This window comes from Paenibacillus sp. GM2FR (genome assembly GCF_002803325.1).
Classification (GTDB): domain Bacteria; phylum Bacillota; class Bacilli; order Paenibacillales; family Paenibacillaceae; genus Paenibacillus_AQ; species Paenibacillus_AQ lautus.
Map to the genome: position 1 here is coordinate 887518 of NZ_MKZM01000009.1, position 22174 is coordinate 909691.

18 protein-coding genes and 1 pseudogene are annotated in these 22174 nt (G+C 52.1%); 15 read left to right on the forward strand and 4 right to left on the reverse strand.

The window, feature by feature from the left end; translation table 11 throughout:
* Positions 1-64 precede the first annotated feature (64 nt).
* On the reverse strand, positions 65-2782 hold the full coding sequence (gene acnA / locus PAEVO_RS24955; protein WP_100540189.1) for an aconitate hydratase AcnA: 2718 nt from the start codon (positions 2780-2782) through the stop codon (positions 65-67).
* A 316-nt stretch (positions 2783-3098) separates the two neighbouring features.
* On the opposite strand from acnA, the gene PAEVO_RS24960 reads away from it, so the two are divergent.
* The 15 genes from PAEVO_RS24960 (at position 3099) to PAEVO_RS25030 (ending at position 19394) form a co-directional block, all read left to right on the forward strand.
* Positions 3099-4121 (forward strand): amidase domain-containing protein, encoded by a 1023-nt coding sequence (locus tag PAEVO_RS24960; RefSeq protein WP_100540190.1) that lies wholly within the window; start codon positions 3099-3101, stop codon positions 4119-4121.
* 45 nt (positions 4122-4166) lie between these two features.
* Complete coding sequence (locus PAEVO_RS24965) at positions 4167-5261, forward strand: D-alanine--D-alanine ligase (protein WP_100540191.1); 1095 nt, start codon at positions 4167-4169, stop codon at positions 5259-5261.
* Between the two features lie 98 nt (positions 5262-5359).
* Entirely contained in the window at positions 5360-5677 is a 318-nt protein-coding gene (locus tag PAEVO_RS24970; protein ID WP_006208215.1) for a hypothetical protein, read from the forward strand.
* The gene (gene uvsE / locus PAEVO_RS24975; protein WP_100540192.1) at positions 5674-6675 is read left to right on the forward strand and encodes a UV DNA damage repair endonuclease UvsE; all 1002 of its coding nucleotides are present in this window, start codon (positions 5674-5676) and stop codon (positions 6673-6675) included. Before PAEVO_RS24970 ends, uvsE begins: the two co-directional genes overlap by 4 nt.
* 264 nt (positions 6676-6939) lie before the next feature.
* Positions 6940-7803 carry an inositol monophosphatase family protein gene (locus PAEVO_RS24980; RefSeq protein WP_100540193.1) on the forward strand — a complete coding sequence of 288 codons (864 nt, stop codon included), beginning with the start codon at positions 6940-6942 and terminating at the stop codon, positions 7801-7803.
* A gap of 62 nt (positions 7804-7865) precedes the next feature.
* Complete coding sequence (locus PAEVO_RS24985; protein WP_100540194.1) at positions 7866-8132, forward strand: hypothetical protein; 267 nt, start codon at positions 7866-7868, stop codon at positions 8130-8132.
* A gap of 180 nt (positions 8133-8312) precedes the next feature.
* Positions 8313-8648, forward strand: a complete 336-nt coding sequence (locus tag PAEVO_RS24990; protein WP_100540195.1) for a hypothetical protein — start codon at positions 8313-8315, stop codon at positions 8646-8648.
* A 74-nt stretch (positions 8649-8722) separates the two neighbouring features.
* Complete coding sequence (locus PAEVO_RS24995; RefSeq protein ID WP_100540196.1) at positions 8723-9985, forward strand: SGNH/GDSL hydrolase family protein; 1263 nt, start codon at positions 8723-8725, stop codon at positions 9983-9985.
* A gap of 375 nt (positions 9986-10360) precedes the next feature.
* Positions 10361-12226 (forward strand): SLC13 family permease, encoded by a 1866-nt coding sequence (locus tag PAEVO_RS25000; RefSeq protein WP_100540197.1) that lies wholly within the window; start codon positions 10361-10363, stop codon positions 12224-12226.
* Positions 12227-12527: 301 nt separating this feature from the next.
* Positions 12528-14360 carry a cache domain-containing sensor histidine kinase gene (locus PAEVO_RS25005; RefSeq protein ID WP_100540198.1) on the forward strand — a complete coding sequence of 611 codons (1833 nt, stop codon included), beginning with the start codon at positions 12528-12530 and terminating at the stop codon, positions 14358-14360.
* Positions 14360-15679 carry a response regulator transcription factor gene (locus PAEVO_RS25010; RefSeq protein ID WP_100540199.1) on the forward strand — a complete coding sequence of 440 codons (1320 nt, stop codon included), beginning with the start codon at positions 14360-14362 and terminating at the stop codon, positions 15677-15679. Before PAEVO_RS25005 ends, PAEVO_RS25010 begins: the two co-directional genes overlap by 1 nt.
* 96 nt (positions 15680-15775) lie before the next feature.
* Positions 15776-16711 (forward strand): carbohydrate ABC transporter permease, encoded by a 936-nt coding sequence (locus PAEVO_RS25015; RefSeq protein WP_100540200.1) that lies wholly within the window; start codon positions 15776-15778, stop codon positions 16709-16711.
* 1 nt (position 16712) lies between these two features.
* Positions 16713-17579, forward strand: coding sequence for a carbohydrate ABC transporter permease (locus PAEVO_RS25020; RefSeq protein WP_100540201.1), 867 nt, complete (start codon positions 16713-16715; stop codon positions 17577-17579).
* A 130-nt stretch (positions 17580-17709) separates the two neighbouring features.
* On the forward strand, positions 17710-19155 hold the full coding sequence (locus PAEVO_RS25025; RefSeq protein ID WP_100540202.1) for an ABC transporter substrate-binding protein: 1446 nt from the start codon (positions 17710-17712) through the stop codon (positions 19153-19155).
* A 29-nt stretch (positions 19156-19184) separates the two neighbouring features.
* Positions 19185-19394, forward strand: coding sequence for a hypothetical protein (locus PAEVO_RS25030; protein WP_133120354.1), 210 nt, complete (start codon positions 19185-19187; stop codon positions 19392-19394).
* A gap of 51 nt (positions 19395-19445) precedes the next feature.
* Here the strand turns inward: PAEVO_RS25030 and PAEVO_RS25035 are convergent, their stop codons facing one another.
* The 3 genes and pseudogenes from PAEVO_RS25035 to PAEVO_RS25045 all read right to left on the reverse strand — a co-directional run bounded on the left by PAEVO_RS25035 (position 19446) and on the right by PAEVO_RS25045 (position 22156).
* Positions 19446-20432, reverse strand: a complete 987-nt coding sequence (locus PAEVO_RS25035) for a DUF4367 domain-containing protein (RefSeq protein ID WP_100540204.1) — start codon at positions 20430-20432, stop codon at positions 19446-19448.
* Entirely contained in the window at positions 20383-20982 is a 600-nt protein-coding gene (locus PAEVO_RS25040) for an RNA polymerase sigma factor (protein WP_100540205.1), read from the reverse strand. The genes PAEVO_RS25035 and PAEVO_RS25040 overlap by 50 nt, the downstream gene beginning before the upstream one ends.
* 231 nt (positions 20983-21213) lie before the next feature.
* Positions 21214-22156, reverse strand: a pseudogene (locus PAEVO_RS25045) (aminoglycoside 6-adenylyltransferase).
* Positions 22157-22174: the final 18 nt, after the last annotated feature.

Here is a 22174-nt window from a genome sequence, read left to right on the forward strand (position 1 = left end):
CCCCATCATCACTAGTGGATGATGGGGATTTGTTCCTAAGGCTAAAGCGCCTGTAAGGAAGACCTTATTGGTTCGATGCGATCATTTGACGCAGTACCGTTTGGAGGATACCTCCATTATGGTAGTAGTCCACGTCCACCATGCTGTCGAGACGGGCGATGGCTTGGAACTCGAATTGGGTTCCGTCTTCGCGCGTAGCGACAACCGTCAATTCCTGGCCTGGCTTCACGTCGTTGCTGAGGCCTAGAATATCGAATGTCTCGCGGCCGTTCAGACCAAGGCTCTTCCAGCCATGACCTTCCTGGAATTGGAGCGGAAGAACGCCCATGCCCACAAGGTTGGAGCGGTGAATACGCTCGAAGCTTTCAGCCAGTACAGCTTTGACGCCGAGGAGATACGTACCTTTTGCCGCCCAGTCACGGGAGCTTCCTGTGCCGTATTCTTTACCTGCGATAACGACGAGGTTCTGTCCGCCTGCTTGATAATTCATTGAAGCATCATAGATGGACATCACTTCTTCCGTTGGCAGGTAAGTGGTTACGCCGCCTTCCGTACCTGGAGCTACCTGGTTACGGATCCGGATGTTAGCGAAGGTACCGCGCATCATGACTTCGTGGTTACCACGGCGGGAGCCGTAGGAGTTGAAGTCTTTGCGTTCCACGTTGCGGTCGCTCAGATATTTGCCGGCTGGGCTGTTCGTTGCAATGTTACCCGCTGGGGAGATGTGGTCCGTTGTAACGGAATCGCCCAAGAGAGCAAGCACGCGCGCTTCCTTGATGTCCTGGATGTCGTTCAGGCCGTTGGCGAGGCTTTCAAAGAATGGCGGGTTCTGGATGTAAGTGGATTGATCGTCCCACTCGTACAGCTCGCCTTCAGGAACAGGAATCTTGTTCCAACGCTCATTGGCGGTAAACACATTCTCGTACTTCTCACGGAAAGCATCAGGGCTAACGGCTTGACCGATTGCTTCGCGGATTTCCGCGCTCGTTGGCCAGATGTCTTTCAAATATACAGGCTCATTGTTCGGATCGTAGCCGATCGGCTCGTTCTGCAGGTCGATGTTGACTGTGCCTGCCAGGGCGTAAGCTACAACCAGCGGCGGCGAAGCCAGGTAGTTGGCTTTGACTTGAGCATGCACGCGGCCTTCGAAGTTACGGTTACCCGACAATACGGCAGCGACCGTCATGTCGTTGTCGGCAATCGCTTCGCTCACTTCATCCGGCAATGGACCGGAGTTACCGATACAAGTTGCACAGCCATAGCCTGCAACATAGAAGCCGAGAGCTTCAAGGTAGTGCAAGAGACCGGACTTCTCGAGGTAGTCGGTTACGACAAGGGAACCTGGAGTCAAGCTGCTCTTCACATAGCCGGGCTTTGTCAGGCCGCGTTCAACGGCTTTCTTTGCCAGGAGACCTGCGCCGAGCATAACGCTTGGGTTTGACGTGTTCGTACAGCTGGTGATGGCTGCGATAACAACAGCACCCGTTCCCATCTCACTGGTAGAGCCGTCTTTATGATTAACTTTAACGGTTTCTGCAATTTTCTCATCGCTGAGGCCGTATCCACCTTTGTCGATTGGCGTGCGGATGATATCGTTAAAGTTTTGTTTCATGTTGGTAAGCTCGATACGGTCCTGCGGACGCTTCGGACCAGCCAAGCTCGGTACAACCGAAGCGAGATCCAATTCGATCACATCGGAGAACTCAGGGTCCGGCGTATCTGCCGTACGGAACATGTTTTGCGCTTTATAGTAGCTCTCCACGAGTTCAACCTGCTCATCGGTGCGGCCCGTGTTGCGGAGATAAGCCAGCGTTTCACTATCAACCGGGAAGAAGCCGATGGTAGCGCCGTATTCCGGAGCCATGTTGGCCACCGTGGCGCGGTCAGCCAGGCTGATGTTAGCCAGGCCAGGTCCGTAGAATTCTACGAATTTGCCTACAACGCCTTTCTTGCGGAGAAGCTCGGTTACGGTGAGGGCAAGGTCAGTCGCAGTAGCGCCTTCTGCCAGGCTGCCTGTCAGCTTGAAGCCGATAACTTCAGGCGTTACAAAATACAGCGGTTGGCCAAGCATGCCGGCTTCCGCCTCGATACCGCCTACGCCCCAGCCCACAACGCCAAGACCGTTGATCATGGTTGTATGGGAGTCCGTACCTACGAGGGAATCAGGGAAAACAAGCGTTTCGCCGTCAACCGTCTTCGTAGCTGCTACGGAAGCAAGGTATTCCAGGTTAACCTGGTGAACGATACCCGTTCCCGGAGGAACTGCGCGGAAGTTGTTGAATGCCGTTTGAGCCCAGCGGAGGAAGCGGTAACGCTCTTCGTTTCGCTCAAATTCAAGCTTCATATTTGTTTCCAGGGCTTGGTCGGTACCAAAAGCGTCAACCATGACGGAGTGGTCAATAACGAGGTCAACCGGAACGAGAGGGTTGATCTGTTTAGGATCGCCGCCGGATTTTTTAACGGTGTCACGCATAGCTGCAAGGTCTACGACAACCGGAACGCCGGTGAAGTCCTGCAATACGATACGGGCAGGAATGAACGGAATTTCCTTGTTGTTGTCGCGTCCTTCATTCCACTTGGACAAGAGTTTTACATGATCTTCGGTAATTGCGCGTCCGTCGAACTGACGCACGGCTGCTTCCAGCAGTACCCGAATGGAGAAAGGAAGCTTGGATACACTGCCGTATCCTTGCTCTTCGAGCGCCTGCAGGCTGAAATAACGGTAACTTTTACCGCCCACCTCTAGGTTGCGGGAGATGGAGAATTGATCCTTTGCTGGCATTGATGAACCTCCTTAAGTCATTTCATAAATCGAATAAAAACAGTTTGAGTTAAATCCTCTGTGGTTTCACTAGATGAAACCTAATTTCATAAATTAACTACCTTAAGTATACCGTTTTCAACTCGCTGCGTAAAGCATTTTTTATAGAAGAAAAGTATTTCAAAAAGGTGAAAACAAGCCCGTTTTTTATCCGAATGCAGTCGCTGTAATCCCGGTGTTTCTGTATTCTCTTGACCGAAGTTCATAGCCTGAACATTTTCTTCATATAGTTGTGATAGGGAACAGCGTGAAAGGCAAGGTTAGAGGAGGAGAGTAGATGAACAGTCTGAAGCAAGCAGAGAAGCCTTGGAAGCAAGCTCTATATATTTACGTCAATCAATATAACCAAAATCGCGTGGACTATTCTTCAGGCCTGAAAGAGCAGATTGTAGCGGATCTGAATTTCCTGGTAGAGAGAGGAGAAAGGCAGTTTCGGCTGCAGTCGTGGTATGCGCAGCGGGAGGTTACGCCGCTAAAGAGCGAGACTCGTGCCCGCCTCCTGCGTATTCTGAGGGAAACGGAGGATGATGTGATCGCGGACGTGCGGCTCCACAGCGTATTTTATTATGAAAAAAGAGGGATGACGCACCGGGAAGATACGGTTTTTAGGGAGCGACTGACGCTGATCCGGGACGGGGATGCGTGGTTGATCGTTGGCATCGAACGTCTGCAGGATGAACGCCATCCCCTGCAAAGAACCGATGTTCCGGCAGCAGGCGCGGATGGGGCCGGAAGAGAGCCGTCCATTCCCTTTATGAACGGCCGCGTATACGCCGCCGGAAGCAGCCCGCGGTCCGGCCGTTACGAGCGTGAAGCCGCAGCTGCTTATGCCGACCGTTGGTGGGATTCCGGGAATCCGGAGTTTGAGGAATTTGACGTGGATTGCACGAATTATATCTCCCAGTGCCTCTTTGCAGGCAAAGCTCCAATCCACTATACTGGTAAAAGAGAAACGGGATGGTGGTACAAGGGATACGTAAACAAACGGGAATGGTGGAGCTACAGCTGGGCGGTATCGAACAGCTTTGCGCATTATTTGAACGCCAGTACCTCGGGGCTGCGGGCCGAGCGGGTGGAGCGTCCCGAGCAGCTGATGCTGGGGGATGTCATCGTGTACGACTGGGACGGTGACGGCGCGTTTCAGCACAGCACCATCGTCACGGCGTTTGACGCGGGCGGCATGCCGCTGGTTAATGCGCATACGGTGTCCAGCCGTCATCGCTATTGGGACTACCGGGATTCCTACGCTTGGAACGATAACACCGAATATCGGTTTTATCATATCCCCGATTATTTTTAAGATGACAGCATGTCATGCTGCAATACGGACAAGAGAGAGGTTAACATGGGACAGGATAAATTAACGGTAGGTTTAGTATACGGGGGGAAATCCGGCGAGCATGAGGTGTCATTATCCACGGCATTCGCGGTCATGAACGCTTTTGATTTTGATAAATATGAGATTGTTCCGTTTTATATTTCCAAGCAGGGTACATGGAGAATCGGCAGCAAGCTGTCGGCTCCTCTTGCCCAGTTGGAAGAATTGAAGCTGGCTGAAGGGGATGGCACGCAAACAGCGCTGAACGCCGTGTTCAGCAGATTGTATGGCCAAGAGACGCAGACGGTGGATATTATGTTCCCGCTGCTTCACGGGACGTTCGGGGAGGACGGAACGATTCAGGGACTGTTCGAAATGGCGGACATTCCTTATGTGGGAACCGGTGTGCTTGCGTCGGCAGCGGGGATGGATAAAGTCGTGATGAAGAAGCTCTTCGCCCAGGCGGGATTACCGCAATGCGAGTACTGTTATTTCAATCGTACCCAGTGGGAGCGGAGCCAGCATGAAGTGCTGAAGGATATCGAGGACAAACTCGGATTCCCGAGCTTCGTCAAGCCGGCTAACCTGGGTTCAAGCGTTGGGATATCCAAGGCTAAGGATCGGGAGCAGCTTAAGGCGGCGATTGAATCCGCGCTTCGGTTCGATGACAAGATCATCGTTGAAGAGTTCGTGGATGCACGCGAAGTGGAGGTCAGCGTGCTCGGCAATGATGAGCCGATGGCATCCGTTCCGGGTGAAATTGTCTCTTCCAGTGAATACTACGACTATGCGGCTAAATATACGGATGGACAGTCACAAATGCAAATTCCGGCCGAAATCGAACCGGATACGGCTGATCGTCTGCGCGACCTCGCCATTACCGCGTTCAAAGCGATTGAAGGCGGCGGCATCACGCGGGCCGACTTCTTTGTCCGCCGCTCGGACGGCGCGATTTTGATCAATGAAGTGAACACGATGCCGGGCTTTACGCCGTTCAGCATGTACCCGCTCTTGTGGCGGGAAACGGGCGTATCCTACCGCGAGCTGCTTGACCGGATGATCGAGCTGGGCCTTGAGCGGTACAACCGTAAGCAATCCCTAATTTATGAGAATCAGGCGTAAGCCGTCACAATAGGATATGAAACACCAGGGGGAGTCCGCGCTATTCAATACGGCTCCCCTTGAGTCTAATATTTTGGGATGAAAGGAAGATACGTGAGATGGGATTTCAAACCGAGTTCAATTCCGTTTGTAAGTTTAAGAGTGAGCAGGAGCTCTATGAGCTGCTGGAATACGGCCGCGGCAAAATGCTGAAGGATGGCCTTCGGGTATTTCCGACAGGACAGAAGGTCATTGCTTATACGCCGGATAACCAGGCGGTGGCGATCGTCCTGATCACCGCGTGCGTATCGGAGATTAACTTCCAGGGCCGCGAGGTCACTTCGGTCGAGCTGCAGCTGATTCGCAAATTGACCGATGAGGAAGCACGCGTACAGACAGCACTCGCTCACGAAATGTTTTTTGGAGACCATGCATGATTGTTCGTTTCGGTTATGTAGCCATGTCCACGGTTGTGCAGAATGCTTCTCCTTCCAAGACGATGACCATGAAGAGTTTTATGAAGCTGAATGACCGTGAGGCCGGCCTGCACAAACTGGAGCGGATCGCGAATGAGAATCTACATAATACCCTTCGGCTTCTGAAGCATAACGCGGCTCACGATATCAAGGTGTACCGCTTCTCGTCCAAGCTGATTCCGCTGGCCACGCATCAAGATATGCAGGATTGGGATCCGTTCCCGGCTTTGCGGGAAGGCTTTCAGGGCATTGGGGATTTTGTGAAAAAATACGGGATGCGGGTATCTTTTCATCCGGATCATTTCACGGTGCTGAGCACGCCGCGTCCTGAGGTGCTGGTCAACTCGATCCGTGATCTGGAGTCGCACGTCCATATGCTGCAGGCGATGGAGCTGCCTGCTTCCATGAAAAATAACATTCACATCGGCGGCGCCTATGGAGACAAGCCTTCGGCCTCGGCCCGATTCGTGGAACACTTCCATGAGCTTGAACCGCATATTAAGGAACGGCTGACTCTTGAAAATGACGACAAAACCTTTACGGCGCAGGAAACGCTGGCCGTATGCCAGCAAACGGGGCTGCCCATGGTGCTCGATATCCACCATCAGTGGGTCAACAACGATGGCGAGGCGCCTTGGGAATTGTGGCCGGATATTCTTCGCACCTGGGAGACGCCGCTTGCGCAGGCGGATTCGGACGAGGCGCAGCCGCTGCCGCCCAAGATTCACGTATCCAGTCCCAAGAGCCCTACCGATATCCGCAGCCATGCGGATGGGGTGGATGTCGTGCCATTGCTGGCGTTTTTACGAAATATTGCGGGGGCTACGCCTAAGGTGGACGTTATGATTGAAGCAAAGATGAAGGACGGCGCTTTGTTTGATCTGATGAAGGATTTGGGAGATTATACGGCAGAGGGCGTAACCATTCTTGACGGTGCCTCCATCCAAGTGAACCCTTAACCCGATAAGATGAGCTTGTTAACACTTGCAAGTTGATGGATTTTGGGTTACGTTGGAAGTATCCAAACAGAGATTCCCCTTAACACATGACATCGGATAAAAAAGTTCGTTCTCGCCAAGCATTCAGGTGCACAGCATAGGACGGACTTTTATTGAAATAGGCGGAAATTTCGCTTAGCTGCCCTTTCGATTACTACAATGACTGAATAGGATGTAGGGATTGTCAAAAATCACTAGATTTATATAGAAAGTAGAGTGAGTGCTTTGAACGAGAATGAAAAGATTCCTTATGTTGTCAGCAGTAAGAGTTACACCGCCGTTGCCATTAATTGCGCCGCCAAAGCGGGTGAGTGGATTAAGAGCAAGCTCGGTACCGTCAAGCAGTTGAGCACCAAGTCTTCGGCACAGGATATCGTAACCGAGGTGGACAAAGGTGCCGAGCAGATGATCCGCAAGCTGATTTTGACGCACTTTCCGGATCATGCGATCCTTGGAGAAGAAGGGGTTGCCCCGGGTACCGATGCCTACGCGAAGGCACTCGAGGACGCCAAGGACGAAGAGTATCTCTGGATTATCGACCCTGTGGACGGAACGACGAACTATGTTCATGGATTTCCGTTTTACTCCGTGTCGATTGCACTGGCTAATCATGGAGAAGTCATTGTCGGCGTTATTTACGACCCTTCCCGGGACGAGTTGTTTGTTGCGGAAAAAGGAAAAGGGGCCTACGTTCACGGCAACCCTACCTATGTTTCCAAGGAAGATCAATTGTCGGACAGCTTGCTGGCCACGGGCTTCCCGCTGGACAGCACGGTCAACCTGCCGCTGAATATGGCGGAGCTGCAGGTGCTGCTGCCGATGGTCCGTAATGTAAGAGCCGGCGGATCCGCTGCGCTTCATCTTGCTTATGTGGCTGCCGGCCGGCTCAGCGGATACTGGGAGCACGGCTTGAGTGCTTGGGACGTTGCCGCAGGCGCGCTATTGGTTCAGGAGTCCGGCGGTAAAGTAACCGATACGGAAGGAAAGTCATACGACCTGTCGGTCCGTCATTTGGCGGCAACCAACGGGCTGATTCATCAGCGTTTTCTGGATACACTAAAGGACGCGGGCGAAGCTTTGGTTCGCTAAAGGCCCGGGACAACAGAGGATGCAGATCACTTACAACCGCTTGATAAAGGAGTGTGCTTACGATGAATGAGAAGTCGGATCAGGATTTGGAGCGCCAGCTCAGCGAGATGTTAACGGACGGTGAAATGCAGAAGAAGGATCGGGAGAAGGAGGAGCGCAGGCTTCTCTCTCCGAAATACGAGATCCGGATTCAGACGCAGCTCGATCCCATTGTGGAAGAGACGCAGAAATACCGCAGCATGGCGAAGGAAGTGGATGATCGCTATGACAAGTACATGGAGAAGGCAGTTAAGAAGGATAAGCCTGAGGATTCAGGTGAAGAAGCTTGATAACGCTTTAAGGGATGATTCCGAAGCGGGCGCATATCTATTCATTAAAGGCCGAATCAGGAATGGACAGCATAGAGTGAGCTGTCCATTTTTTTTATGATAACTAGCCAAGATAACAATGCTCAAGATGGCTCAAGTTGGAGTCACGAGGTTTGACCTTGTCCATAGGGGGAGAGCGCGGTGCGAGTTCGGCTTCGAATTTATCATGTTCTGGGAGGCGCATCAGGGGCAGCCTCCATGATGCTGTGGTGCATCCTGATCTTCTTCAACCCCTATTCCGATGAGATCAGCTGGAAACCGGCCTTAACTACGTTCGTCATGCTGTTTCTTCCAGCCAGTTTGGCGATGCTCGCGGTGATGTATTCATACCGATTGCTGCTGCTGGTTGCCTTTGGATGGTCGATCCTGCCAAGCCTGTATTTTGCAGCCACGCCTGGAATATTTGCTTGGTTTGGAGTTACCTCCCTCGGCTATTTATTCACTTTTCTTATCATGAAACCTTATCCTCCTGGTTGATTCGGTACCATTCGCAGGTTGCCGGTGGTAAAATAAGGCTGTATCAAGATAATTGACGTTAAGGGAGTGAAGGTATGTTCAAACAATGGAAGAAGGGGCTGGCGGCAGTAACCGGCACCTTGACGCTCGCGGTGGCACTGGTTGGACCGGGCGTTGCGCCGGCTTATGCCGATGAGATTACAGCCAAGGATACATATCATATTGTAGCGTTGGGGGACTCGCTGACCGTTGGGTATGAGCCGGGAATGGATCTGAACAGCAAGCCCTACGGTTTTGTTGACCGGCTGTATGAGCAGGGTTTGTTCCACGGCCGGACCGAGGTAACGAATCTGGGGATCGGCGGCCTGAAAACCGAGGGGCTGAATCATTACGTCAAGGCCGTCTTGGATGAACGCGCGATTACGGCGGAGGAACTGCAGCCGGGGCTCAGCGGCATCGATCCGCGCACCAAGCAGATTGGCGCTGACGCAGCGAAAGCCAAGCCGGTTATCGCCAATGCGGATCTGATTACCATTACCATCGGCGGCAATGACATGATGAGTCTGGTCAGTACCGTGGAAACATTAAGCGACGAACAGCTGAAAGCAAAGATGCAGGAACTGTTCAAGATCTATACCGATAATGTCTCATCCGTCATTACCAACTTGCAAGCCATCAATCCGGATGCCGCAATTGTGGTGGCGGACCAGTACAACCCGGTGCCCAAAGTCGCTGACGAGGTCGCATACGCTAAACTGCTTGCAGCATCTGGAGAGTTTACGAAGCTGGTGGAAGGCGTAGCTGACAGTTTTGCGTCTCAGGGCGTGGATATCAAGGTGGCCCATGTTGCGAAGGAATTCGTGGGCTCCGAGCTGACGATGACCCATATCCTAAAAGATGATATTCATCCGAACCAATATGGATACGAGACGATGGCCAGCGTGTTCGCAGAGACGATCTGGGGCAGCTACAAGAATCCCGCTGTTCAAGAACAGGGGCAGCCGATGCGTATCATCGTGAAGGGGCAGGAGCTGAACACGCCGTATAAGCCGATCCTTCGCGATAACCTGAATTACGTAGCGATACAGGATATCGTAAATGCTGTGGGGGCGACGACCAAGTGGGAAAATAAAACGTCCAGTGCAACGATTACGTTGGGAGATCAGACGGTGGTGGTGAAGATTGGCGCCAAAACCATTCAAGTTAACGGAACAGCTGTACCGATCGATACGCCGGCTTTCCTGCAAAAAGTAGGGAAAGAAGATAAAACCTACGTTCCGCTCGCCGTGATTGCATCCGGTCTAGGTTTTGATGTTCAATACAGCACCAAATTGCGTACCGCATTCATTAACCTGTAATTCCATAAGCAAGCTGCACCGGCTGGAAGGAGCCGATGCAGCTTTTTTTGTGATTACACCGGTTGCGGTGATGGCCTAGGAGAGATATCCATTTGATTTCCCCTGTTTGGTTGACGGCCCAATAGAGAACATGCTGGAGATATAGGTTTAGGGATGCACTTGCACAGCATGTGATGTTTCTAACATGAGTAACTCCAAGCAGGTGGTACAATACGACATCATTTCCTTTCATGAATGGTTTGACATCAGATCAGAAGTTGAACCCAAATCCTGACAGGATGGAAGAGTGGAGATGCGTTAAAGTGGCAGGGAAAGGGATGTTGAATGTCGAATCTTGGAAGAAACATAGATAGGGCAATATAGGGGGAACTAGGAATGAATGGACCGATGATCGTTACATTGTCTGTCTTGGCCGTGGCATCCGCATTGTTCATGTCGGGGAAAGTGCGGTCGGATTTGGTCGCGATCGGCGTGTTGATGGTACTGATGTTAACGGACATTTTAAGTCCGGCTGAAGCCCTTTCGGGCTTTTCCAATTCGGTTGTCATCATGATGATTGGTTTGTTTGTTGTGGGCGGCGGCATTTTTCAGACCGGATTAGCCAAGATGGCAAGCGGAAAGCTGCTGAAGCTTGGCGGCGGAAGCGAGACCCGGCTCTTGATTATGATCATGCTGGTGACGTCGCTCATTGGCGGATTCGTCAGTAATACCGGCACGGTAGCAGTGATGCTGCCCATTGTTGTCAGCCTGGCATTCAGCACAGAGATCAATCCGGGGCGGCTGCTGATGCCGCTTGCTTTTGCGAGCAGCCTGGGCGGCATGCTTACGTTAATCGGTACGCCGCCGAATCTCGTGATTCAGGAGACGTTGATCAACGCAGGTTACGAACGGCTGTCGTTCTTTGCTTTTTTGCCGATCGGCCTGGTGTGTTTGGCAACGGGGATCATCGCGATATTGTTCCTTCGCCGTTTTCTTCCCAGCGATGAAGAAGGGGGAGCAGGTAAACAGGGCGGGCGCTCGCTTCGAGAACTTGCCAAACAGTATCAGCTGACTCAGAACCTGTATCGGATTCAGGTTGGAGCCGATTCCTCCATTCGATCCAAGACATTGCGGGAGCTGGACATTCCGGCGAAGTTCGAGATTAACGTCATTGAAATCCGCCGTAAAATGTCGGCCAAGAATCAATTCTTCAAAACGATCAACCAGGAGATCGCAGGTCCCGAGACCGTGATTGAGGAAGACGATATTCTGTATGTGAACGGCCCGTTCGAGCGGGCCTCGGAGCTTGCGGAGACGTATGGGCTTGTCATGCTGGACCAGCGTGTACCCGAGCATCGGAAACGTGCCGAAGAGTCGCAGTACGCCACGAGTGACGTCGGCATTGCCGAGGTGATGCTGACGCCGTCCTCGCGCCTGATTGGCCGGCTCGTCAAGCATTCGGGCTTCCGCGAGAAGTATCGGGTGAACATTTTGGGAATTCAACGAAAAGAACAGTATCTTCTGCATCATCTGAAGGAAGAGAAAATGCGCTTTGGTGATGCCCTGCTCGTTCAGGGCACCTGGAAGGATATAGCACTCCTGGCTGCCGAGCAAACGGATGTCGTGGTGGTAGGGCAGCCCGTGGAGGAGTCGCGCAAATTGACGATGGACCACAAAGCGCCGATTGCGGCCGGGATCATGCTCTTGATGGTGATCCTGCTGGTGACCGAATGGATTCCGGCGGTTGCCTCCGTGATGGTTGCTGCGGTATTGATGGTGGTGTTCGGATGCGTGCGCAACATGGAGGAGGCCTATAAGACGGTCAACTGGGAGAGCATTGTGCTCATTGGCGGCATGATTCCGATGTCCATTGCCATCGAGAAGACGGGAGCCGCCACGCTGATCTCGGATATGCTGGTCCATTCGCTGGGCAGCTATGGCCCGCTTGCCCTGCTGGCAGGGGTATACTTCACCACCTCGCTGTTGACGCTGTTCATCAGCAATACGGCCTGCGCCGTATTATTCGCGCCGATTGCACTCTCGGCTGCGATCCAGATGGGAGCCAGCCCGTATCCGTTTCTGTTCGCCGTCTCCATTGGGGCGAGCATGTGCTTTGCATCACCGTTCTCCACGCCGCCGAACGCGCTCGTCATGTCGGCAGGCCGTTATAAATTCAGCCACTACGTGAAGGTCGGATTGCCGCTTCAACTGGTGATTGGCATGGTCATGATGGCGGTACTGCCGCTGTTCTTTCCCTTCTAAAGGGGATTTGCATATGAACACCTCTATGTTGGGTCCGGTAGGGTCCGACATGGGGGTGTTATTCAATTTGGCTGTAATGCATACTGGATCTTACTTACCTATCAGGCGAATTTGCTCATGGAAAGTCAGTTAACCATTGGCATGCCAGCCTTACAAGCAGGAAATCCCCCGACCCGAGGTTAATAGTTGAATTTGTGACTTCCTGCCTCATCGTAAAAATACGCATCATTTGCGTAGAAATGACTACGCTGGTGCCGCTGGATTGTTGCTATGCTTGAGAAAGCCGGAGGTGCAAGGACCGATGAAGAACCGCTTTAAAAATCCGCTGGGACGCATGAATATCAAACAGCAGATGATTCTGCTGTTCCTGGTGCTGGTCATCCCGTTGTTTGCGCTAAATGCCTACGGGAATTCCATGGCCGGTCAAATCCTGAAGCGTCATGTGACCAATGCTTATATCGAACTGAACAAGCAGAACTTCAAGCTGATTAACCGTGATATTGAAACCGTTAACAAAGTAACCTCCACGGTCATCCAAAATTCGCAGATCCAGCAGCTGGATCCCTTTGCCGAGGGCACCGTTCTGGAGCGCGTCAAAAACTACGAGCGGCTTGAAAAGATGCTGTTGTCCTTCTCCCAAGAGACGGATGAACGCGAACCGGTCTATTACTCGCTCTATGTGTACGACCCGGACAACAGCTACTTCTTTGCTCCCTATTACCCTGACCGCAGAAAAGCGGGGGTGTATTTTTTCTCCGACGAGAAGGAGAAGCCAGCATGGTTCGATGAAGCCGTGGCAATGAAAGGGAACGGGTATCTCAAGCGCATAGCGAATTTGTCACCGCCGGTACAAGGACGCCAGGATCAAGAGACCTTAAGCTATGTGCGGGCCGTTAACAATATTTATCGGGGCGGTACCATCGGCGTTTTGGTCGTAACCAATCTGGACGCGCGGATCGGCGAGTCGTTATCGACGGTATCGATACCGGATGGGGAACTGTATTTTACCGATTGGAACGACCATATCCTGACTTCGTCGGTACAAGGCATGGCAGGAAGGCTTGAATTGCCGCCTGAAGCGGATCCGGGCCATTCCACCATCGGTGTCATGGACGTGATTACGTCGGATTTTATCTATGTCATCGATTATAACTACGTGCTTCAGCAGAAGCTGGTCTACAAGGTGCCCGTCAAAACGCTGCTCGCCCAGCAAAGCGAGATGAAGCGCGTCATCCAGGTTATCTCCATCGCTTACTTTGCCGTGGGGCTCATTATCGTTTTTTACTTCTGGCAGTCGCTGATGACGCCGCTCCAGAAGCTGGCGCATTTCGTGAGAAGGTACGAACCGGGGAACGTCGTGCCGGAAACCCCCTATCGGCGCAGAAAAGATGAAGTTAGCGTCCTCATCTCTACGATCTATGACATGGCCCGCCGATTGAATGATCTGATCCACTACAAATACCGTATGGATCTGAAGCAGAAGGAAGCACAGCTGCAGCTGCTTTATCAGCAGATTAACCCCCATTTGCTGTACAACACCCTGGAAAGCATTTATTGGAAGAGCACGATGGAAGGCAATACCGAGTCAGCCAAGATGATCAAGGATTTGTCCAAATTGATGAAGATCAGTCTCAGCCGGGGCCGGGATCTTATCACGCTCGGGGAAGAGCTCGAGCATGCGGGGGCTTATATCAATCTTCAGTTGAATCGTTACGACTATCAGTTTACCGTCCGCTGGGAAGTGCCCGAGTCCTTGCTGGTGAACCATGTGCCGAAGATTACGCTGCAGCCGCTGCTGGAGAACGCGATTATTCATGGCATTAAAAATATGGGCGAGGATGGAATCATTCGGATTTCAGGACATCTAGAGGATGGACACTGCCTACTCGTCATTGAAGATAACGGCTTCCGCCCCGTTAACTACGAGTCCATCCACAGGCTGCTCCATAGTGAAGCGCCGGACCCTTCGCTGGGCTACGGCATCCGCAATATCCAGGAGCGGATCCGGCTGCATTTTGGAAGCCGCTATGGGCTGGAATATGAACCAAGAGAAGAAGGGGGAACCCGTGTGACCATTACGATCCCCCGAACAGAAGTTGCAACCATTACCGCAACCGGACAGGAGGTTTCCTGATGTATAACGTTTTGGTGGTAGATGACGAACCTTTGATCTGCAAGGGCTTAGCCGGGCTGTTAACGTCCTCGGGCCTAGCCATCGATGGGATTACTACGGCCTACAGCGGGCAGGAAGCGCTGGATTACATACGGATGGGGGATATCGATCTGCTGGTTACCGATATCCAGATGGGCGAGATGAACGGCATTGAGCTGATGCAGCAGGCAAAGATCGTAAAGCCGTGGGTTCAGACGATCATTATTTCAGCCCATGAAACATTTCAATATGCGCAGCGGGCGCTTCAGCTCGGAGCCAAGGATTATTTGATTAAACCGCTGAACAGCGAGCAGTTTCTGGATTCGGTCCGCAGCGTGCTGCTCAAGATGGAACGACCGGCACCTCAGGTGGAGCATTTTCTCATGGCCGATAATGAGCATTTTCGGATGGAGGAGCCTCCGTCCGAGCGAATAGAGCGGCTGAACCAGCGGCTCTCCACGGAGCTGGATCAGCCGGAGCTGGTCGGTCTAGACGAGTCGGAGCTGGGCTTGATCGGTCCTTATTTTGCGGTGATCAAGATGAAGCTGGGCCTAACGAAAGACAGCGGCGCTTCTTTTTCCAGGCAAGATCTACACCTGATTCAATATGCCGCGCTGAATATTGCCAAGGAGCTGCTGGAGCAAGAGCCGCACACCTTCGTATTCTATTCGCCGGAGCGGGACATCAACATCATCCTCCAATGGAGCGAGCAGGAGATGGAGGAGAATGCGAGCGGCAAGATCCACTATCTGGAGATGATTGGCCGGAGCCTGCACCACCATGTGGAGCTATACCTGAAACGAAGCTGTACCGTAGGGATCAGCCAAATATTGAGGGGGCCGGAATTTTTGAGCGTGCTTAGCCGTCAGGCGGACAAAGCGATGCTGTGGAGCGAGCAGCTGCATGATTTCCACGTGTTTTATTACGGGGATTTCAATTGGCATAACTATGCCCAGGAGACGTCGCAGGAGGTGCTCTCGAGCCAGAGCAACCGGATCGTGGAGAATACGAGACAATATATCGAGGAGCATTACCGCCAGAAGGGATTGACGATTCACGAGGTAGCCAAAAGCAATCATGTAAGCCCGAACTATTTGAGTTATCTGTTCAAAAAATATACCGGCAGCAGCCTGTGGGAGTATGTCGTGAAGCTGCGGATGGAGGAGAGCAGGTCTCTGATCCTGAGCACGGATCTCCGCCGATACGAAATCGCGGAGCGAGTCGGCTATGAATCCCCGGAGCATTTCAGCAAAATCTTCAAAAAATACTACGGCGTCAGTCCAAGCGAGCTAAAGAAGTAAGAACGGTTATACTTCACATAGTTTTAGACATGTTCGAAGACTCCCCGCCTTTTTACAATTAAAGCTGGACATTTAATAAAGGAATGAGGGAGTCAGATGGAAGAAACGGCCATGCCGCAAGGCCAGGCTCGGATCGAGCCCGGTCATCGCACCCGAAAGGAGCATAAGCGCAAGCCGCTGTGGAAGAAGTATTTATGGGGGTATTTGTTCCTCGTTCCGGCGATTGCGATCTTTATCGTCTTTTTGTGGGTGCCGATCTTTAAAGGGATCTTTTACAGCTTTTTTCATATCGATTTCGTAAAAGGAAACACCTTCGTCGGGTTTGATAATTATGCCAACGTTCTGAGCAATCCCGACCTGCTGCTTTCCGTTCGAAATACATTGTATTTCATGCTGTTAACGCTGGTCATCGGCTTCTGGGTGCCCATTGCGGCCTCCATCGCCATCTCGGAGCTGAAGCTGTTCCAGGGCTTCGCCCGGATTGCGGCGTATCTCCCGTTTGTCGTACCCGGCGTCGTGCTCTACGGCATGTGGAGGTGGATGTATGACCCGGTAGGTCCGATCAACGCCCTGTTCGGCTTCTTCGGGGCAGAACCGGTATCGTTTATTTCGGATAGCCGTTTTTCCATGGTGTCGCTTGTCGTGATGGAGACATGGCAGCAATTCGGCTCGGCGATGCTAATCTATCTGGCCGGCGTGCTCAGCATACCGAAGGATTGGTATGAAGCCGCCGAAATCGACGGTGCGGGCGTATGGGCCCGGATTAAATACATTACGCTCCCCTCGATGCGCAATTTGATTATGCTTATGCTGATTCTGCAGCTGATCGGCACTTCGCAGGCGTATCAGTCGCAGCTTGCGATGCTGGATGGCGGACCGAACAAGGCCACGCTCACCTATGCGCTTCTAACCGTAAAATACGCGTTTAACCAGCTGGATTACGGGGCAGGAACCGCTATGGGCATTTTGATGTTTCTGGTGCTGAGTTTGCTGGGCATCCTGCAATTCAAGATGAACAGGGAGGAGTACTAGGATGAAAGAGAGAGGCATACTGTCCGCTTCGGATTTGAGAAAACCGTGGAACAAGGCGGTATACGGGGTTATGGTGCTGTGCATCGCGGTGATGGTCTTTACGATGCTGTACCCGATCGGCATGACGATGTTTAACGGGCTGAAAAGCAATCAGGAGATCAACACGTTTCCGCCGCGCTTTTTTCCGTCGGAATGGCATTGGGGTAACTTCCCGAAGGGGTGGGAATACATCGATCTGCCGATGTTTCTGAAGAATACGCTGCTTATTTTTGGCGGCAATCTGCTGGTGACGATTCTGGTACTGGGCTTGGCGGCATTCAGCATATCCCGGATCCGGGTTCCCTATCACCGGGCCATCTATTTCTTTATTCTCATGACCTTGTTTATTCCGGCGTCGAGTTACATGATTCCGAACTTCGTCAATTTGAAGGAGCTTGGGCTGCTGAATTCCTATTGGGCCTTCTGGCTGCCGGCCGGAGCGAACGCATACTTCTTCCTGCTGATCAAAAACTTCTTCGATGGCATTCATCCGGAGATCTTCGAGGCAGCTCGCATTGACGGCGCTTCGGAGTTGAGCAGCTTCCTGCGGATTGCCGTTCCGCTGTCCGTTCCGATCTTCGCAACGCTGGCAATCTTTATTTTCTCCACGGCATGGAATGACTGGTTCTGGCCGTCGCTGGTCATGCAGACGCAGGACAAGTACACGCTGGCTACGGCCATCTACAAATATGTCATCAACGCAAGGAGCCTGGACAGCAGCATGAAATTCGCGATTCTGTTCATGGTCATGGTGCCGCCGATCTTCGTATTTCTGGTGTTCCAGAAATTCATTATGCGCAGCGTCAGTCTCTCGGCCGTTAAAGGATAGGGCAGCGTGTACAGCATCGTAGCCCTGCACATGATCGTCATATGAATGCACATCGTCCTTTCCGGGTTTCGATTCTATGATGGAGATAAGAAAGGACATTATTATTTCAATAAGGAAAAGGGGAGTATCCATGCGCAAGTTCTCAGCACTACTGATCTGCCTTATGCTGTTCAGCTCCTTGCTCGCCGCATGCGGCGGCAAAGCAGCGCCGGAGGTCGGCAATAAAGACGGAGGGACCGCCAATTCGGGCGGAACGACTACAACGCAGACAGAGGAACCGAAAGAGGATATCGCGGATCAAAAGATAACGATTAAGATCCACTATCCGCTGCCGGATGACACAACGCTGCGTCAGCAGGAGGATGATAAAATCGCCCGTTTCCAGGCGAAATATCCGAACGTGACCATCGTGAAGGATGACTGGCAGTACAGCGTCAACGAAATTGGGGTCAAGATGGCTTCGAACGAAGCACCGACGTTTTATAACACTTGGGCTACGGAAGCACAGCTGCTCGTGGAGCGGGGTTGGGTGGCCGACATTACGGAGTTCTGGAACGACTGGGAGTACAAGGACGACATGAACCCCGTGCTGCAGGATCAATTCATCGTGGACGGCAAGGTGTACGGCGTTACGCAGAACGGGTACATCACGTCAACGATTGTGAACAAGAAGCTCCTGGATGCGAAGGGCGTGCCCGTTCCGCCAATGGATTGGACATGGGACGACATGTATAACACAGCGAAGGGCGCCGCAGATCCGAAGGCCGGCATTTCCGGAATCGCGCCGATGGGTAAAGGCAATGAAGCGGGTTGGAACTGGACCAATTTCCTGTTTGAAGCTGGCGGGGACATTGAAGTGAACGAAGACGGTAAAGTGAAAGCGGTGTTTAACTCGGAAGCCGGCGTGAAGGCGCTGGACTTCTACAAGAAGCTGAGATGGGAAGCGAATGCCATTCCGCAGGACTGGGCCCTTGGTTGGGGCGATGCCGTCAGCTCGTTCCAGCAGGGACGTACGGCGATGGTCATTGCGGGCGCATTTGACGTGATCCAGCCGGCATTGAATGAAGGGGGCATGAAGCCTGAGGATGTGCTTGCGTATCCGATGCCTGCGATGGAGAAAGGCGGAGCACATCACGGCATTTTGGGCGGCAATTACTTGGTCATCAACCCGAATGCCATGAAGGAAGAGCAGGAAATGGCATTCCGTTACATCACGTTTGATTATTTTACGGACGATGCGCTGAAATCGGTGGAAGATACGATTAATGCCCGCAAAGCCGAAGGCAAATACTTTGTACCGACCCCGCTGGAATATTTCAGCGATGATTCCGAGTATGCCGCGAAGGTGAAAGCCATCTACGATAAGTACGACAACGTCTACAAATATGATCCGCAGCTCTTCAGCCTGTTGGAAGGCAAGCCGGAAGCGCAATTCGGCACCCAGGATTATTATGCCGCGATGTCCAATGTCGTGCAGGAATCGTTCTCGAAGGAAGGCACGGATTCCAAGAAACAGCTGGACGATACGGCCAAGTTGGTTCAGGAGAATTTCTTCGATAAGATCGAGCAGAAGTAAGGGTACTGCCCCGGATGGGATTGGGGAACATGGCAGCACAAAAGAGAGACGCCGGAGCGGCGTCTCTCTTTGCTTTGCTTTTTCATATCCTTGGTTATAGTTGCAAAAGCCGGGCGAAAGGTCAGCCCTTATCAAGCACGGCCGCTGATTCGTACCCGGATCCCGACACGAATCAGGCGGCTTTTTTGTATAATTTTTCATTTTTACAGCGTTCCTACGAAAAAGAGCCATATTGGTGATTACGATTGGCTATGATTATGACGGCCTTAAGCCAAGTGACACAACGCTGCTTACTTGGAATCCGCCTTTGGAATGATCGTCTTGGCGATGCGGATCAGCTCTTCGGCAGCGATGTCACCCGTGGTAGCGTTGAGCGAAAACATGTAGTGATGTCCGGTGGTTGGTTCTTCATAGACCCAGTCCAGCTGTGCCAGCTGCGCCGAGTTTCCGCCGTTCCACGTTTTTTGCAGCACATCCTGCCCGTTGATCTCGATTTTCCGGCTGGTCATGCCCGTGCTCTCATCCCAGTAGGAAGTCACGCTTCCGTGGTCCCCGTTATTCAGAATGGTAAGGGAGACTTTTTTATTGCCGCTGGCATAATATACCGTCGAAAGCCAGAATTGATCGGTGAACTTCACCGGCATCAGGGCGTAGTCCTTCCCGGAGGCTTTGGCTTTCTCAAGCAGCTTTTTGGCGATGTCGGCTTTTTCCTGCTCGGTCAGCGGGTTCACGTCAGTCTCGCGCTCCATGTGCACGCTGGCGTTATTGAACGTGTATGTGCCCGAACCGGAAAGCTCCTTGGCCAGCGGCAAACCGGGCACGTTCACCATGCTTTGCAGCTTGGCGAAATCCTTGACGGCATGTGGAGTGGATTTGATGTCGATGGCATGCTTCGGATTATCCGGTACGACATAAATGATGGCGGCTTCGCCCGGCTTGATCTGTTCGTCCCAGATGGTGTTCATCAGATGTATACGGTTCAGTTCCTCTTTTGAATAGTCCTTACGCGAAGGCGACTCTGCGTTCGATTTCTCCTCATAGACTACCTCTCCCTTGCCGTTGGTTAAAGAGTGGTACTTTACTGCTGCGAAACCGGTCGATGCGGTAAGCAGCATGCCGGTAATTAAGAGAATGCTCACTTTGTTTTTCACGAAAAATCGCTCCCTTTTAAGATGTTTTTCCCGAATTTGGTTCATGACGCGTTCCTGGAGGGCCGCCCCGAGCGGCTCAACCCTTTGAAAGAGTGGTTTCAGGTCCTGGTCGTTGTCCATGCTCATTCGTTTCTTCCCCCTCGGCCATGGCATAATGTTTGCGGAACTTGGCTGCGGCCCGCTGAAATTTTTTCCTAAGATAGGTCGTGCTTGATTGCAAAATAAGGCTGATCTCGTGATAGCTCTTGTCCTCGACGCAGCGCAGGATGAGCAGGCTTCGTTCCTCGGCGGTCAGCCTGGCCAGCGCACTGAGCACGGACGGATTGTAGTATTTGTGCTCGATGACCTGATCGACATGCCTGTTATCCTGATCCTTCTGATACAGAAAGGGGAGGTATCGGGATAGCTTTCGCTTGCGGAGGTAGTCGATGCACTGGTTGGAGGCGATGCGGTACAGCCAGGCTTCGAAGGGCTTGTCCGGTTCGAATTTAGATAGATTGCGATAAGCTTTCAAAAAAGCTTCCTGGGTGCAATCTTCGGCTTCGGCATAGTCGCCAAGCATATGATAGCAATAGTTGAAGATGGCTTTGTGGCAGCGGTTCATGATCAGCTCATATTTGTCGATCTCTCCCTTTAAAACATCAGCAACGATCTGATGGAATGCTGGTTCATCCAAGTGGTTTCACCCCTTTACAATTTGTATTACGCTTGGGCAAAGCACAAATGTGACAAATGGATTTAATAAATCTTGTTTGCAGGAGAGGGCATTCGGCAAAATCGAGTTGGAGTAAGCGGTGCCCTGTATGGGTTGGGGAGAATTCTGCAACAAAAAAAGAGAGACGCCGGAGCGGCGTCTCTCTTTGCTGATTCATTTTCTTAGCAATCGTGGCTTCATTTGGACCAGTGGTTAATCCTCTTCGATCCCGGCTGCCTGGATTCGATATTTGGAATCAAGGGAACCACAGCTTCCCGCAATCTTAATAGATCGCCTTAGCATCCGCCGGCAGCTGCCGGACATGCTGCAGGAAGGAGGTCACGCGCTGATCCTGCCCCATATCGTATTCGAAGCCCAGCTGTTCAGCGACATAAAGCGCGGTTCTGCGGAACAGCGCTCCCATCGTAAACAGCGCCTCCCACACCTCTTCGTAGGTTCCGCGAGGGTAGGTGGACATCAGCTCGTTCCAGCTGTCCGATGACAGGTAGTTTTTCAAGTACTTGCCGTTCTTGCCTATGCTGAGCGAGAAACCGGTCTGGGTACCTACCTGCCACCCCAGCATTTTCATCAGCATCGGACGCATGATGTTGTGAAAGTGGTCTTGGGCATACAGTATTTCTTCCCGCCACAAGCCCTTGGCTACATACGTGGATACCCACCAGAATTCATTGCAGCAATCCTCGAAAAAGGCTGCCGACGGGCGCTTTACCCAGAAATCCTCGTCGGACGGAGCAGAAACCTTAGGGAAGGTCTGGTCTTTATCCATTAAGATCTGGATCAGTTTGTCTTCTATGCAGTATTTCTCCTTCTCCTCAATGGGAATCAGGGTCATGTCAATCCGGTTGCCGTCGGTAAATAACATCAGGTACGAGAACCAGCCTCCAAGATCCGGGGGAAACAAGGCCATGTCTTCCGGCGTCTGCAGAATCAACCGTTCCCCGAAAACGTCAATCCAGTTCGGATCCTGAATAAAGCTGTCCATGTCCGTTACGTGAAAGCTGATATCGTAATCCTGGAAAATATCCTTCGGCACGTTGGGATTCGTTCTGGAGCCCTCCAGGGTCACGGCCCGAACCCGTTCGTCGCGGGCTGCGTAGCCCAATACCAAATCCATCATTTCTTGTTCGCTTCTCATGTTATCCAGCCTCCGCAT